The organism is Nostoc sp. C052 (assembly GCF_013393905.1).
Classification (GTDB): domain Bacteria; phylum Cyanobacteriota; class Cyanobacteriia; order Cyanobacteriales; family Nostocaceae; genus Nostoc.
Map to the genome: position 1 here is coordinate 3,044,532 of NZ_CP040272.1, position 15,519 is coordinate 3,060,050.

Sequence of the window (15,519 nt, forward strand, 5' to 3'; positions counted from 1 at the left end):
CCATGATTGAAATTGACGGTTCCTACGGAGAGGGAGGCGGACAAGTTCTTCGCACTTCCTTAAGTCTAGCCGCCATTACTGGCGAACCCATACGAATTACAGGCATTCGCGCTGGACGCAAAAAACCAGGGTTAGCAGCACAACACTTAACAGCGGTTCGGGCTGCGGCGAGAATTTGTAATGCCCAACTACAGGGCGATGCTTTGGGTTCAACGCTGCTAGAATTCATTCCAGGTAGTGCTGTGCAAGCGGGAATTTATACCTTTGATGTTAGTAAAGCACAACAAGGTGGTTCTGCGGGTGCGATCGCTCTGGTTTTACAGACAATTCTCTTACCTTTGGCACTAGCATCTGGTAATTCCCAGGTAACACTCAAGGGCGGAACTCATGTGAACTTTAGCCCCACAGTGACATATATTGAGCAAGTTTATTTGCCCATACTGCAACGTATGGGTGTAGAAGCCCAAGTCAAGTTAGGCGCTTGGGGGTGGTTTCCTCAAGGTGGGGGAGAGGTAGAATTACAGGTGGATGGCGGTGGTAAACTCGGCGGGATCAACTTGTTGGAACGGGGTAATTTACAACAAGTGCGGGGAATAGCAGTGGTGACAGAATTGCCTTCCCATATTCCCCAACGGATGGCGAATCGGGCCGAAAATTTGTTACGCGAAGCCCATTTGAAAGTTGCTATACAGACTTTGCGAGAAAGAGGTGTAGCACCGGGGGCGGGTATTTTTCTCACTGCTGAGTATGAAAACAGCTTGACTGGCTTTGGTGGATTTGGGCGTTTGCGGTTGTCGGCGGAGACAGTTGCAGAGATTGCTTGTCAGCAACTCCTTGAGTTTCATTACACCGGCGCAGCAGTAGATGAACATTTAGCAGATCAGTTATTATTGCCAGCTGCTTTAGCGTCACAGGAAAGTCATTATCGGGTGGCTGAAGTGAGTAGACATTTGACAACAAATGCAGCAGTAATTGAACAATTTGGGCTGGCGCAAATTACGGTAGATGAAGCTGAGAGAATAGTGTCAGTAAAGAGTTTAACTAGATGAAATAAGTGTTTTTTCACTATGGAAGAAGTAACGGATAAATTAACGAACTATCAGCAAATTGTGCAGCAATTATTGATGGATTACGCAGAGGTTTGGATGGTGCATAATGGTTGATGTAGGCGATCGCAGTTGGGTGAAGAAGTTGCGATCGCCGTACCACTAAGTGGAAGCAAGCTACGCGTAGCGGACGCACCATAAGGCTTAAGCTTTGCTTATCGCTCTGTGGCTTACAGCATCGTAGATATTTCACCTACAATTGAAAAGGCGCATTAGGCTTTGGCTAACGCACCCCAGAAGATCAAGCGATCGCTTTATTGGCATGTTTACAGAAACCATTTAAATATTAGACTGATGAGTGAAAAAGAATATAGAGACGCGTTAGTGCAGCATAGTCTAATTTTGCGTCTCTACAAGGATTTTATAATTTTGAATTTTGAATTATCAACTCTCCCTTTTCTCTTGCCGTTCTTTGAGTTTCAGCATGATTTCTGCGTGCATCTCGCGGGTAATTGGGTAAAAATACGTTAAAATCAAGCCCAGAATCAAACAAACTGTAGGTATGGGGCCGACAGCAACGCGAATAGCAAACAGTGCCGATGCCGGTTGGATGGGCGATGGACTTCCGGCTACAGATGCTTGGAAACCGGCCACTTGCAAAGCATTTCCCACCAAAAACAGCCCGAAAGCTAAACCAAATTTTTGCAGCAAAACCATGAAGCCATAAAAAATACCTTCTCTGCGTTGTCCGGTTTGGAGTTCATCTAATTCAATCACATCTGGAATCATCGACCAGGGAATTAGATAAGCTGTGGATACGCCAAAACCTGCCATCACTGCCATCACATACATCAAAACTATTTGACCAGGTTGTAAGAAAAATAGTCCGGCGGCGGCTATAATCCATAAACTCATTCCCAGAAAATAAACAACTTTTTTCCCAAATTTTTTACTCAGTGCCCCCCAGACAAATAGCATTAGTAGGGCAGTTCCTTGCACTGCAATCAGTATTGTAGGCACATCTGATTGTTTGAGATCCATGCAATTTACTACAAAATAGGGAATAATACTGGCTGTAATTTGCACACCTAGCCAAGAAAAAAGATATATACCAATAACAAATAGAAAAGGTCGGTTGCTGAAGACAATTTTTAGCTGTTCCAAGAAGGGGAGCGATGCAGGTTCCTCTGTTTGGATGCGTTTGGTCTCAAAAGCCATGATGCGATCGCGGACTCCAAAAACGCACCAATATAATCCTACAATCGAAATTACCGTACAAATTGCTGCTAAAACGATAACTTGTTGTTGAGGATCGGCAATTTGGGAAAAAACAATTCCCATTAAAATCAATGACAGAATGCTACCACCAATGGAAAATGTAAAGCGAAAGCTGTTAAGGCTGGTGCGTTCGTCGTAATCTTGAGTTAGTTCTGGAGTCATCGCCGTATAAGGCAAATTTACAACCGTGTAAAAAGACTGAGATATCACCCCAATAATTACGTAATACCAGAATAACGGCCAAATATTATCACTATGATTTGCACTAAATTGCGGTACAATCCACTGCAAGAAAAAGAAAATTCCAAAGGGGATTGCTCCATAAAACATCCAAGGAAGACGACGACCCCAGCGACGAGATTTCGTTTTATCACTCAGGAACCCAACAAGCGGATCGTTTACACCATCCCAGATTTTGCTAATCATCAAAATGCTGCCAGCTAAACCCGCAGGGATACCAGCGATATTGGTAAAGAAAAATAGCAGATAAAAGACGGAGATATTTGCAGTGATTGCTGGGCCTAAATCTCCTGCGCCGTAAGCCAGCTTTGTTTTTAAGTCGAGTTTTTTACTGAGAATATCTCGTTGGGCATCGCCATCAGCAGCAGAATCTTTCATAATAACTTGCACTCATACTAAGATAAATTTGCAATCGCCATCAATACTAGCTATCTACCACTCCCCTTAGCCTTATGCCAGACCTTTATGTTTCTTGGTCAGATTATCACCAAAAAATTGAACAACTGGCTATTCAGATTTATGAATCCGGTTGGAAATTTAACCAGATTATCTGTCTTGCTAGAGGAGGACTAAGAGTTGGAGATATTCTTTCCCGGATATACCAGCAACCACTGGCAATTTTAGCAACCTCATCTTACAGTGGTCCTGGTAAACAAGATAGAAGTAATTTAATTTTCTCCCGCCACTTAACAATGACTGCTGAAAAGTTAGGTTCGCACATTCTTCTAGTGGATGACTTAGTGGACTCTGGGATAACACTGGAACAGACTATACCTTGGCTCAAGCAATATAGTGATTTCCCCATTGAGGAAATTCGCACCGCCGTACTTTGGTATAAAGGCTGTTCAGTTCTAAAACCCGATTACTATGTCGATTACTTGGCTAACAATCCCTGGATTCACCAACCCTTTGAATACTACGAGCAGATGAACCCAGCAGAACTAGCGGCTAAGGCGAGTTAAGGAGGCAGGGGGCAGGAGGGGGCTTGAAACTTTCGTCAAAAATGTTAATTACCTACAAGGAGCGGAGGTTAAAATCACCATTGCAAAACTGAATTACGTTAGCGTAGCGGTAGCTAGTCCGCGTACTCTTACAGAGAAGCAAGCTACGCACAGCGTCTCGTAGAGAGCGTCATTACGAATTACGAATTACGAATTATTTGAATGAGCCGTTTTTTTATCGCCCTTTTACCACCGCAAGACATTCAAGATTACGCCAACCAGGTTAAACAGTACTTTGCCGATCGCTATGCTAGTAGCGGGGCACTAAAGTCTCCGCCTCATATTACCCTGCAACCGCCCTTTGAATGGGCAGATGCTAACCTGTCACTGCTAGAAGCATCTTTGAAAGAGTTTACTAGTGGACAACAGCCAGTAGGAATTATACTCAGGGGGTTTAGTGCCTTTGTGCCTCGCGTTATATACATAAATGTAGTTAGAAGTCAAGAGCTTTTAAATTTACAAGCTGATTTAATGGCTTATACAGAAAGCAACTTGGGAATTGTTGACAAGGTTTCTAAAACTCGCCCTTTTGCGCCTCATATAACAGTTGCGTTTCGGGATTTAACAAAGCAGAATTTTAAAGCTGCTTGGCCAGAATTTGAAAAGCGTCAGTTGGATTTTGAGTTTACCGCCGACAAATTAACGCTACTACTTCACGACGGTAGGCGCTGGAATGTTAAATCGGAGTTTGCTTTTGCTGATGATGGTTTAATTCTCAGTCAGTTTTAACCGCAACCGGAAGCATGATGGCAAACTCTGTTCCTTGTCCGAGAACAGAATCTACCTTGAGCGTTCCCCCATGTCGCTCAACGACAATTTGTTGAGCGATCGCTAATCCTAACCCTGTTCCTTTACCTACGGATTTGGTGGTGAACAGGTAATCAAATACGCGTTGCTTCACTTCTTCAGTCATTCCGATCCCATTGTCTGCAATCCGAATCAAAACTTGCTCTCCATCTTCAGCGAGACGAGTTTGAATTATAATCTGATGGGGGATTGCTTGAATATTTGCTAAATTGCGCTGCCGATGCGACTCTTCTAGTGCATCGATCGCATTTGCTAGCAGATTCATAAATACCTGGTTTAGCTGGCCTGCAAAACATTCTACGAGAGGTAAATTGCCATAATCCCTCACCACCTCAATTGCCGGATGATGTTCATGAGATTTTAAGCGATGTTTCAGAATTAAGATGGTACTATCTATGCCATCGTGTAGGTTGAAAGGTACTTTGTAATCCTTATCAGACCTAGAAAAAGTGCGGAGGCTGGTACTAATCTCATGGATGCGATTGACTCCTAGCTTCATTGAGTCGATTAATTTGGGTAAATCTTCTCGTATATACTCCAAATCAATTGCCTTGATTTCATCTTCCAAATCCTGTCCGGGATTGGGTAACTTTTCTTGATATAAGTTAATTAGCCCAAACAAGTCTTGCACATAATCTTGAGCGGGTTTGAGGTTGCCTGCAATAAAGCCAACGGGATTGTTAATTTCATGGGCAACTCCAGCAACGAGGCTCCCCAGTGCTGACATCTTCTCATTTTGGACTAACTGAAGTTGGGTTTGTTGAAGATGCTGTAGTGTTTGTTCTAGTTGGGTTGCCTGTTGACGAGTTTTGATCAGTAAATCTGTTTGCTGGAGTGCAACCCCCATTTGAGCTGCAATTTGTTGGGCAAATTGAATCTCGGAGGCTTGCCAGTGACGAGGTTGATTGCATTGGTGAATACAGAGTAGTCCCCAAAGTTCGTTATCTTGCATAATTGGCACAACCAGCGCGGCCCTGATATTGAATTGCTCCAAAATCGCCCGATGGCAATCTAGGACTTCATCTGTTTGGATATCTGCCATTGCACAGAAGCGCCCTTTTTTATATAAGGTTGCGTAGTTTTCGCCAAAGCAATGATCTTGAATTTTGATCGCCAAAGCCGAAGGAAATTCAGGTAGTACATCTTCGGCAATAAATTCGCCATATTCATACCCTGATTCGAGATGAAACTGATAGATTCCCACCCGATCGGCGTTGAGAATGGGACGAATATTCTGGGTGACAGCACAGAATATAGCTTCCAAATTTAAAGATTCTCGCATCTGGGTGACAACATTAAATAAGGTCTTCTGTTGGGCGAGCGATCGCTCTAATTGTTGAGCATAAGTCTGCGCTTGCTGATAAAGGCGGGCATTTTCCAGGGCGATCGCGGCTTGAGTGCAAAGCAGATTCAGAATTTCGACGCGATCGCTTGTAAATACTCCAGTGGTTAGTCTATTCTCTAAATACAAAATTCCCAGCAGTTTGCCTTGATGAATAATCGGTGTACACAACAAACTTTTGGGTTGTTCGCGAATAATGTAGGCATCACCCATTAATAAAGGATGGGTAGTTACATTGATAATATTCGTGGGTTGTAAGGTGCGTTTAACGTTATTGATCAGTGAAATAGGTAAATCTTGTGAGTCTTCTAGAGGCAGCGATTGCATGACTGTTGATGACTTTCCAACTGTAGTAATTCCCTCAATTAGCAATCTTTGTTTTTCGAGTAGTAGTAAAACACATTTATCTGCTCCAGCATTTTCAATTACGACATTCAGCAATGTCCCAAGCAGTTTTTCCAGCTGAATTTCACTAGAGAGTGTCTGGGAAGCTTTTAGGAGTGTTGCTAAATCTAATGCAACTGACACACCACTACTAGCAGATGTCGTGGAGGTGACATAATTTAAGTTTAAAGTGCTGTTATCAGTGGGATTAATTGTAACATCACCCATCATTTGTATTTTTTCTTGTTGCAAAATGGGGGCTAAAAGCTGCGGATAAGTTCGTTCTAAATCTTCAACCTTGGCTTTTGCTCCCCAACGAGAGTATGCATAGTAGGCATTGAGTAAATAATCTTGAGCAAGTCGCTCTTTGCCCCATCCCAAGTAAAATCGTGCCGCGAGTTCGTTGGCTAAAGCTTCTTCATTCAGGTATTGATTTTCCTGAGCTAAAGCAATGGCAAAATCATAAGATTCAACTGCCTCAACTTTCTTGCCCAAAACGCGATGCCGTTCTGCTTCCACTAAATAATACTTGTGTAAATGATTGGCTGGAATATGGCCAGCCCACTTTTTGATTTTTTCCTGGTTAGCAATTACCCGTTGGTGGATGGATTGTTGTTCGGCTTCAGAAACTTCAGAATAGATAGCTAAATGTGCTAGAGAGTCATAAGTGTGGAAAACTGGAACTAGGAATAAGCCTGTAGCACCACCCAAGTAGTTTTTGATGGCGATCGCAGCTTCAACTGCTAGCTCAAATTTGCCAAATGTATAGCCAAGAACTAGTTTGCTAACATAGAAATAGCATAGCGCCGTCTGATCGCCCGATCGCTGGAGGATTGGCAACATTTCCTCTTGATCGAAGGCATTACCAATCAGTTGCCATGCTTCCGAAGCATCGCCGATTAAATTCAAAATCGCTTGCTGAAAAATAGTTAGATGGCTGAGAAGTCCTTCCTGTTTGAGGTGAGTCAGTTGACTGCGGAAAGCAATACTTTCCTGGCTGAGATCGCCTAGTTCTTTGCCAACAAACCAAGAGTGCATAACGTAAACAAATGCACAAATGGTAGCCGATTCTAAATCTCCTGTTTCCAATCCACTTTGATAGCCTTCTCTGAGAAACGCTAAGGTATTCTGAAGCGGTTGCTTCCAGTGCCATACGCTACACTGAACTCCAACATAGGTTCTAGCTTTCATTTCTTTGGCATTCAACCGTTCAAGCAACAAGTACGCCAGTTGTGCAAACTGATAGCCAGGCTCAATGTCTCCAATTACTCCACATAACATCAGTCCGTAGTAGGCATAACCATTTGCAGAGTATGAGATATTGCCATATTGAATCGATAAATTCACCTGCTCAAGAATAATAAATGGTAAAAGAGATGGCGCGACCACATAAGCAGAAGAAGAGACATTTGTCAAAATTCTGATGGCGGCAATCTTGTCCGGCTCTGTCATCTGGGGTAGAGTAATTAAATCTAACGGCTGTCTACCTGCCAAAATGGAGTTAGTTGCTGCACACGCCTGGGCAATATCTGATTCGTTCGGTTCCTGAGGAAAACTGATTCCGAGACACTGCAAAATCTCCAGGGCAATTTGCACCGCCTCTAGAAATTGATGTTGGGCTTGAGCCGCTTGAATCTTGATTTCATAGACTTTTACGGTATCCAACAGGGTGCTGGCGTGTTCTAAAATGACTGCCGCAAATTGTGGCATCTGCTCTAGATTGCCACTCAAATAAGCAGCTTCAGCAGCACCTTCATAAAGTGCCAAAGTTAACTGATATTGTGTTTGCCAGCGTTCCTCTGCCAGTAAGGCAATGCCTGTGCAAAGATATTCAAAGGCTGCTGTGTAAGCAGTTGCGGCTCTAGCTTTTCTGCCGGCTTGTAGATTGAGTTGAGCAAGTTCGGTTTGCTGCGATCGCTCACTAATTAGATTTTTGCCAATATTAAATTGGTTGACAATTTCAAACAGCTTTTCGTCTTGCTGCGCCAGGGTTGTATTCTTTAACAGTAGTTGCCCAATTTTGAGGTGAGTTGCTTGTTTTTGCTCCTCTGGAATCAGAGAATAGGCAGCTTGTTGGACGCGATCGTGTAGAAATTTGTAATTGGGTAATTGCTCATTATCCATTGGTAATTGGTATGATTCATTACCATTCCCAGAGTTCTGGAAAAACTTATAAATCTCACTAGTTGGTAAAATTAAACCCTCTTGCAGTGCTTTCCATAAGTATACAGCAGTCTCATCTGGGGATTTTTCATAGACAATTGCCAAGGTTGCCAGGTCAAAAGAGTTACCAATACAGGCAGCTAGTTTTAAGACACATTGGGTGGAAGTAGGCAACTTCTGGATTTGATGCGCCATAAACTCGACAACATCATCGGTAAGCGTCAGTTCTTGAATTTGAGCAATATCAACTTGCCAATATCCCTTTTCAACATCAAAGGTAATCCATCCTTCTTCATACAATGCTTTGAGTAACTGGGTGACGAAAAAGGGATTGCCCTTAGTTTTCCGATATACCAATTCTGTCAAGGGTGCTGCTAGCGCTGGTGGACAACTAAAGGTATCGGCAATCAAATGATTGAGGTCGGATGGCTTTAGGGAAGTTAGAGCGATCGTGTTAATTACCGCTCCAGTTTTGCCAATGTCGCTCAGGGCTAGCATCAGGAGGTGGCCAGGAGAGACTTCATTATCTCGATAAGCACCAATGAGCAACAGATAGCCCGTTTCTGTGTCACTCATCAGTAGTTGCATGAGATCGAGTGAAGCCGAATCAGCCCATTGCAAATCATCCAAAAAAATCACTAGGGGATGTTCTGGGGTTGTGAGTACCTGAATAAACTTCTGGAATAGCAGATGAAACCGATTTTGAGCTGCACTTCCTGAGAGTTCAGGCGTAGGAGGTTGCTTGCCAATAATCTGTTCGAGTTCAGGAATGACCTCAATAATTACCTGCCCGTTTTCACCCAAAGCCGAGAGAATTTTCGTCTGCCATTGCTCCAGTTGGGCATCTGTTTCGGTCAGTAGTTGCGCCATCAAGTCTCGTAATGCCAGCACAAAGGCCGAAAAGGGAATATTACGCCCAAACTGGTCGAATTTACCTTTGATGAAATAACCCCTCTGTCGGACAATCGGCTTATGGACTTCGTTAACGATCGCTGTTTTGCCGATACCAGAGAAGCCCGCTACTAACATGATTTCTCTACTACCGCCACTGATCCGATCAAAGGCTTGCAGTAGGGTAGCAACTTCGGTTTCACGACCATAAAGTTTTTCTGGGATGAGGAAGCGATCGCACACATCCCGTTGAGCAATTGGGAAACTTTCAATCTTACCCGTTTCCTTGAGTTGAGCCAAACAAATTTCTAAATCATATTTCAGTCCTAATGCACTCTGATAGCGGTCTTCAGCATTTTTCGCCATCAATTTCATCACGATATCTGAAATCATCTGCGGAATTTCTTTTTCCCTCCTGTCTCCTGCTGCGCGATCCTGCTTCCTGCTTGTTAATTTTTCTGGTTGTTTAGCAATGTGACAGTGAATCAGTTCCATCGGATCGTTCGACTGGAAGGGCAGTTGACCCGTAAGTAATTCAAAAAAAGTCACCCCTAATGAGTAAAAATCACTGCGATAGTCGATACCCCGATTCATTCGTCCAGTTTGTTCTGGAGAAAGATAAGCGAGAGTACCTTCTAAGACCTGGAGATTTTTAATTTCTTGGGTTTCTCTAGGCAGCAGAGAAGCGATGCTGAAGTCAATTAGTTTAACTTGTTTGGTTTCTGGGTGAATGACAATATTGGCTGGTTTGATATCTTTGTGGATGACTCGGTGCTGATAGAGTCCGTTGAGAATATCAGCTAGATGAATTGCGATCGCGAGAAATTCACTTAATTTTAGTGGTCGGACTTTAGTATATTCCCAAAGTGAAACGCCTCCAAAATCTTGCATCACGAGTGCATAGCTATTACGATAGGTTTCTAGACTGTAGGGTTGAACAACACCCGGTAAATCAAGATTTTTAGTGATTGTGTACTGATTGCGAAACTGCAAAAGTTCGCTAAAGGATGGGTAATCACGTTTTAGATATTTGATGATTACAGGTCGCAGGTCTATATCTCGAATACCCCGATAGACAATAGTCCTAGAACTGAAGTAAAGTTGCTCAACAACTTGATATCCTTCCATTACAATTGTCCAATCTAGTTCTATTGTCATATACCCTGACCTCATTCCAACAACTTTTTCTCAATGTCTATACTAATTAATTATTCCCAATTAATAGTTTTTATTCACATCAAAATGTAATTCATTATCAAAAGAAAATCAGACCAAGATTTTTTGAGAATAATTGAATCTATGATGTTTTTTATTAATATAATTATTAAGATAGATAAATAAGTAAGAATTAATACGTAGATAAGTTGGAGAAAATTCATCAAATTCTTAATTAAGATATAGATATCAATCCTAAATAATTCGTAAACAATTAATTAGATGCCCGACTTCTTAGAGAAGTCGGGCATCTAAACCTTGTGATTTTTATAAATCAGATAGCATTGCTATATAGAACCCATTTGACATCTTATGAGGTTTTGAATTAAGGTACTCCTCAGCATCTACAATCCAATGCTAATGGCGTATTCCACCGACCTCACTGATACAGAATGGGAAATATTTGACCCCTTATTGCAAAAAATATTACCGACTAAGAAGCAGACTCGACCGAGCAACTGGACAAAGCGAGAGATATTCAATGGAATTCTCTATCAACTGAAAAATGGGTGCAATTGGCAAGACCTACCCAAAGACTTCCCCCCTTATTCCACCGTCTATTGGCACTACAAACAGTGGCGAGCCGCTGGGGTATTCGAGGAACTAATGAGTGTCTTACATGAACAAGTGCGTGAACAAGTAAAAAAAAACCGCACTGGACGACATTGATCATCATTGACTCCCAAGCCGTGAAAAATACTTGCAATGCAGGTGTGGAGTCGAAAGGTTTTTGTTTCTACAAAGCCACCAACGGTATTAAAAGGCATCTGGCTATTGACACCCTTGGGTTTCCCTTCTTTACACACTGCACTCGTGCTAATGTCTCGGATGATGCCGGATTAATTGAAATGTTTACTCTCAACATCGACTACTTCAAGTCAAAACCTATTGATATTCCCAAGATTACCATCCTGCTAGATCACGGGTATCACCCAGAATATTTGACTCAGGAGTTAGAGAAGATTTACCCGCAGATCATGACCAAGATCCAGTTTCAACTTTCTACGAAACCCTCAAAACAAGAGAAAGCGGCACAAGGAAAATGTGGATTTGTTCCGGCAATAGCCAGATGGGTGATCGAGCGCTCCAATGCTTGGATGGAGCGTTGTAAAATTCTGGTTAAGAACTTTGAACGAACCCTGGTTGGTGCTACTGCCAAAATCAACCTCTGCTTTATCAGGCTAATGATTAAAAGGCTTACAAGCCTTTCCTAAGATGTCAAATGGGTTCTATAGAAATCAAATTTAATTTATGAAACTCCAAGAAATAAATTATCCAATATTGTGTGGTGAGCATCTTCCCACTGGTGTCAACTTAACGTGAAAGCAAGCCTAGAACCAGCTTTTAGATATTGCCTTGTTCCCAGTCGGAGACTGGGAACGAGGTTTTAAAGGAGTTTCAGCTTAAGTTGACACCTGTGCAGAGCTGTACTAACCTACTGCGTAGTATCATCAATAGTTGAGAAGAAGCGATCGCGATCACCTTTTCTTTTTCCCGGTGTGTAGTCGCCTACGCGGAACGTCACACATCATCTAACTTTTGGAACGCCTTGCAAACAAGAAATGTTAGATTTATTTATTTCTACTTACCTAATTTTTGTAAACCAAGATACATTAAATGGTAGTTTAATCGCAAAGGAACCAAAACGTATGTCCGTTAGTAGCCCTGAAGTCATCCGTCATATATTGATTGGGCTGGGATATTTAGCTCCTGAGATTGATCCTAAGCCGGATCTCACTAAATTTGCTCCCTGGAAGCGGAATAACAACTCCTTAACAGACGATCCTACTGAAGAAGCCATTAAGAAGTTTCAAAAACAGTACGCACAAAAACTTACGGTTAATGGTAATGCTGATGCCGAGACTCGAACTGTAATGGAAGATACAGTCAAAGGGCTTCAGAATAGATTGAAGTTTCACCATTTTGCAACCGATGCTGAAATTCCTCCCGACAAGCCTTTTTATGGCCCAGCTACTTATACAGCAGTCAAGAGATTTCAGAAATCTCAGGGTTTAACTGAAAATGGTATTGCTACTATTGAACAGCGTCAAATTTTACAGCAACAGAGTCTCACAGATAAGCCCCCGACACCGCCTCAGACACAACTCAAGCTGATAGATTTGTGCTTCCAATTTAAAAAAAATCCTCAAAATCCTTCTTACATTGCAGCCTTAAATAACTTACAACAAAATTTACCCAAGGATGTTTTACACAAAGTTACTAACAAATGGAGGGGAACAAATGATCAAAACCCTGAGATTGTCAAGTTGACAAATCTCTTTACTTATTATGATGACAACAATGCAAATCATCGTGATGCACTAAATCACTTACAAAGTCAGATTACCCCAGCCATCTCTCAAGCATTTTTAAATCTCTGGAATAAGAAGTAAACAAATACAGCAGAATTCAGAATTCAGAATTCAGAATTCAGGAGTAAAACACGCTTTATGAAGAAGGGGAAGGGGGAAAGGGGAAGGGGAAAAGGTAAAAATCGTACTGCGTCCCGCTCCGCTAACGTCCGCAAATGGCGCGACCTGTTCATCCCTTTCCCCTTTCCCCTTTAACCTTTTCCCTTCCTTTTATGGCTTGCAGCTGTGGAAAGATGTCAATTTTGGATCTGGATGATCTGAGGAACGTTTTGTTGATACTTTTTAGATTTCATCTTGTAGCTAACTTTATTTTCGATTAATTGGTTATTGATATATTCTCTAACTATGGGTGATAGAGAGAAAAGAGCAGCATTTTTATGAACTAGCGATCGCTCTTGCAGAACTGACAAAGCCTCTAGTAATTGTTGTGGTGATACTAAGGTGGATATTTGCGATCGCAATTCTGAAAATGAAACTGGCTGATAATTAATTGCTAGCCAGTGTGTAATCTGCTTTTCCACGTTTGATAACCGATTAAGATGTTGTTTGACTAGATAGTAAATCTCACCGAAAACTACTACATCTTGCTTGATAAATTCACCAATTCTGCCATCAAATAACTCTTGAATGGTAGTAGAGACGATATTTAATGCCAATGGATTTCCTTCATAGCGTTCAACGAGCTTGTTCCACTCGATATTTGAACCGCAAAAGTAACCCTTGGCATTAAATATTTCCTGGATTTCTTGTATCTGTAACCCTTGCAGTTGCAAGACACGAACAGGTAATTTTTTACCTCCCATTCGCCTAATTTGATTTGGCTTTTCCCGACTTATTAGCAGCAAGCAACTTTGATGAGATGTTTCTCCTAATTGTCTAAAAAATTGACCATAACTTTCATTTTCTGGACAAGGGTAACCATAGTCACCATTATCGGCAGCATCTTTTAAAATTGCCTCTGCATTATCTAAAATCAACAAACAACGATGTTTCTTGAAATAATTAATCAATTGAGAAATTCGACCTTCTACTGTTTCTGGTAAATGAGTTGACGGATCGGTTGATAAAACTTGGAGTAAATTGGCTAGCATATCTTTGACTGGTGGCGCATTACGGAGAGTTCGCCAAATCACAAACTGAAACTGTTCTTGAATTTGAGTAGCCAACTTCATCGATAGCCAAGTTTTACCAATTCCCCCCATACCTAATAGTGTCACTAACCGACAGCGATCGCCTATTATCCATTGTTCCAAAGTCGCCAATTCTGCTGTGCGTCCGCAAAAGATAGATACATCTGGTGCATCGTCCCAATCAATACAATTTAGGGTTGGGGATTCTAGATTTTGGGTAGGATTTTCAATGGGAGGTAATTGATAATCACTTGCTTCCAGTCGTAAGTTAAAAGCCTTAAAACAGCAATTTAGGCTTTGCTTATCTACTCCAATTTGACACCGAAATACTTTCATCAGGGTATCTGGATCTAAGCCAGTACGTGACCTGAGTTGTTCCAAAGTGTAACGTTGATCGGAGTTTTCCCAACTTTCTGCTTGACATTTAGCCGTGTGTAGTTTCTGAAATCCTTCAGTAGTGAGAATTACACCACGTTTACGTCTGGGTTTTTGTCGATTCATCACATCACAAGCCTATTGTATTTATCAATACATTTGTGGATTAGCGAAAGTAACTATTGTTGGTATCTTACCAAACTGACAAATAAAGTAAATAAATATACAGAAAATTTTATTGCCAGGAAAGATTTTGGTGATTTTGTCCAAAATATAAAAATTTATCCGATGTTAAGCGAATTCAACCATATTACTTATCAAATTGCCAAAGCTGCAAATTCCTACTGGAAGAGCTTTTTAGTGATTGAGGGTAATAAATTCTTAACTTCTTTCTTAAGTTCCTAAACTTCGGTTGTCAATATTGGGTTTTGATAGTCAAACTGTATTCAGTTCCAACAAATACCGATTTAAGCATAGTTTTTGACAATGCTTGAGCAGTGAAATTGCGGTTTGCCGAAGTTTCATGGGTCACAATCTACTTGGTTCTGTAGTTTTTTTCTGAGGTATGTAAATATGTCTGTCATAAAGAAAATTATTGCTGGTTTTATACAACCTGTTGTTTCTGTTTTACTAGTGGTTTCTCTGGTATTTGGTTTTACTAGCAATGCTTTTGCTCAAACTATTCCTTTAGTTAGCCTCAAAACAGGAGACACCATTGCTCTGCGATCGGATACTGGTAAGTATCTAAGTCGGATTAATCGTGGTAGCGCAAATCCTGCTGAAGCTGCAAAGGATGCCATTGATCCTTACTCTAAATTTAAGGTGACAGTTTTAGATGGCAATAAAGTCGCTTTACAGGCAGACACAGGTAAGTATCTGAGTCGCATTAATTACACATCAAATGGCAGAAATACCATTGAAGCTGCAAAGGATACCGTTGATCCTTATTCTCAATTTAATGTGAAAGTTTTAGACGGCGGTAAAATCGCTTTACAGTCAGATACAGGTAAGTTCCTAAGTCGTATTAATTACGGCGGTGCAGGTGGTCAAAATCCCATTGAAGCTGCAAAGGATGCCATTGATCCATATTCTCAATTCCAGGTCGAAATCCTACCCTAATATTTCTTTCGATGTCAACGATCAAAGACGCGATAAATCGCCGTCTCTACAAGTAATTTATCTGTCAATTAGTTATTGACATCCGAAAATTAAAAACCAGGTTTCTAATCTCAACAGAGATTCAGAAACCTGGTTTTTTAACAATTCTGAATTCTC

At 41.4% G+C, this 15,519-nt stretch carries 11 protein-coding genes; 7 read left to right on the forward strand and 4 right to left on the reverse strand.

The features are described 5' to 3' along the window. The first annotated feature begins 2 nt into the window (after positions 1-2). A complete protein-coding gene (gene rtcA / locus FD723_RS12150; RefSeq protein WP_179065565.1) occupies positions 3-1,049 on the forward strand; it encodes an RNA 3'-terminal phosphate cyclase in 1,047 nt (348 codons plus the stop codon). A 16-nt stretch (positions 1,050-1,065) separates the two neighbouring features. On the opposite strand, the gene FD723_RS12155 is transcribed toward rtcA, so the two are convergent. Both FD723_RS12155 and FD723_RS12160 read right to left on the reverse strand, forming a co-directional pair. Beyond that, on the reverse strand, positions 1,066-1,245 hold the full coding sequence (locus FD723_RS12155) for a hypothetical protein (RefSeq protein ID WP_179065566.1): 180 nt from the start codon (positions 1,243-1,245) through the stop codon (positions 1,066-1,068). 245 nt (positions 1,246-1,490) lie between these two features. Then, positions 1,491-2,942 carry an MFS transporter gene (locus FD723_RS12160; RefSeq protein ID WP_179065567.1) on the reverse strand — a complete coding sequence of 484 codons (1,452 nt, stop codon included), beginning with the start codon at positions 2,940-2,942 and terminating at the stop codon, positions 1,491-1,493. A 74-nt stretch (positions 2,943-3,016) separates the two neighbouring features. Between FD723_RS12160 and FD723_RS12165 the strand changes: the two genes are divergently transcribed. Beyond that, positions 3,017-3,526: a phosphoribosyltransferase gene (locus FD723_RS12165; protein WP_179065568.1), complete on the forward strand. Its 510-nt coding sequence runs from the start codon at positions 3,017-3,019 to the stop codon at positions 3,524-3,526. Between the two features lie 201 nt (positions 3,527-3,727). Continuing rightward, a complete protein-coding gene (locus FD723_RS12170) occupies positions 3,728-4,294 on the forward strand; it encodes a 2'-5' RNA ligase family protein (protein WP_179065569.1) in 567 nt (188 codons plus the stop codon). On the opposite strand, the gene FD723_RS12175 is transcribed toward FD723_RS12170, so the two are convergent. Next, entirely contained in the window at positions 4,281-10,310 is a 6,030-nt protein-coding gene (locus FD723_RS12175; RefSeq protein WP_179065570.1) for an AAA family ATPase, read from the reverse strand. The two genes, FD723_RS12170 and FD723_RS12175, sit on opposite strands and share 14 nt — an antisense overlap. A 417-nt stretch (positions 10,311-10,727) precedes the next feature. On the opposite strand from FD723_RS12175, the gene FD723_RS12180 reads away from it, so the two are divergent. The 3 genes from FD723_RS12180 to FD723_RS12190 all read left to right on the forward strand — a co-directional run bounded on the left by FD723_RS12180 (position 10,728) and on the right by FD723_RS12190 (position 12,760). Beyond that, positions 10,728-11,036, forward strand: coding sequence for a transposase (locus FD723_RS12180; protein ID WP_179065571.1), 309 nt, complete (start codon positions 10,728-10,730; stop codon positions 11,034-11,036). 20 nt (positions 11,037-11,056) lie between these two features. After that, positions 11,057-11,581, forward strand: a complete 525-nt coding sequence (locus FD723_RS12185) for a transposase (RefSeq protein WP_256875157.1) — start codon at positions 11,057-11,059, stop codon at positions 11,579-11,581. A gap of 435 nt (positions 11,582-12,016) precedes the next feature. After that, positions 12,017-12,760, forward strand: a complete 744-nt coding sequence (locus FD723_RS12190) for a peptidoglycan-binding domain-containing protein (protein WP_179065573.1) — start codon at positions 12,017-12,019, stop codon at positions 12,758-12,760. 215 nt (positions 12,761-12,975) lie between these two features. On the opposite strand, the gene FD723_RS12195 is transcribed toward FD723_RS12190, so the two are convergent. Next, entirely contained in the window at positions 12,976-14,370 is a 1,395-nt protein-coding gene (locus FD723_RS12195) for an NB-ARC domain-containing protein (protein WP_179065574.1), read from the reverse strand. A 447-nt stretch (positions 14,371-14,817) separates the two neighbouring features. Between FD723_RS12195 and FD723_RS12200 the strand changes: the two genes are divergently transcribed. Continuing rightward, on the forward strand, positions 14,818-15,363 hold the full coding sequence (locus tag FD723_RS12200) for a hypothetical protein (RefSeq protein WP_179065575.1): 546 nt from the start codon (positions 14,818-14,820) through the stop codon (positions 15,361-15,363). Positions 15,364-15,519: the final 156 nt, after the last annotated feature.

What these genes read in the sequence shown, in the direction of transcription:
- FD723_RS12170 (WP_179065569.1), top strand. Translation starts at nt 3,728, where the DNA reads ATGAGCCGTTTTTTTATCGCCCTTTTACCACCGCAAGACATTCAAGAT.
- FD723_RS12195 (WP_179065574.1), bottom strand. Translation starts at nt 14,370, where the DNA reads ATGAATCGACAAAAACCCAGACGTAAACGTGGTGTAATTCTCACTACT.
- FD723_RS12160 (WP_179065567.1), bottom strand. Translation starts at nt 2,942, where the DNA reads ATGAAAGATTCTGCTGCTGATGGCGATGCCCAACGAGATATTCTCAGT.
- FD723_RS12155 (WP_179065566.1), bottom strand. Translation starts at nt 1,245, where the DNA reads ATGGTGCGTCCGCTACGCGTAGCTTGCTTCCACTTAGTGGTACGGCGA.
- FD723_RS12200 (WP_179065575.1), top strand. Translation starts at nt 14,818, where the DNA reads ATGTCTGTCATAAAGAAAATTATTGCTGGTTTTATACAACCTGTTGTT.
- FD723_RS12165 (WP_179065568.1), top strand. Translation starts at nt 3,017, where the DNA reads ATGCCAGACCTTTATGTTTCTTGGTCAGATTATCACCAAAAAATTGAA.
- FD723_RS12175 (WP_179065570.1), bottom strand. Translation starts at nt 10,310, where the DNA reads ATGACAATAGAACTAGATTGGACAATTGTAATGGAAGGATATCAAGTT.
- FD723_RS12190 (WP_179065573.1), top strand. Translation starts at nt 12,017, where the DNA reads ATGTCCGTTAGTAGCCCTGAAGTCATCCGTCATATATTGATTGGGCTG.
- FD723_RS12180 (WP_179065571.1), top strand. Translation starts at nt 10,728, where the DNA reads ATGGCGTATTCCACCGACCTCACTGATACAGAATGGGAAATATTTGAC.
- rtcA (WP_179065565.1), top strand. Translation starts at nt 3, where the DNA reads ATGATTGAAATTGACGGTTCCTACGGAGAGGGAGGCGGACAAGTTCTT.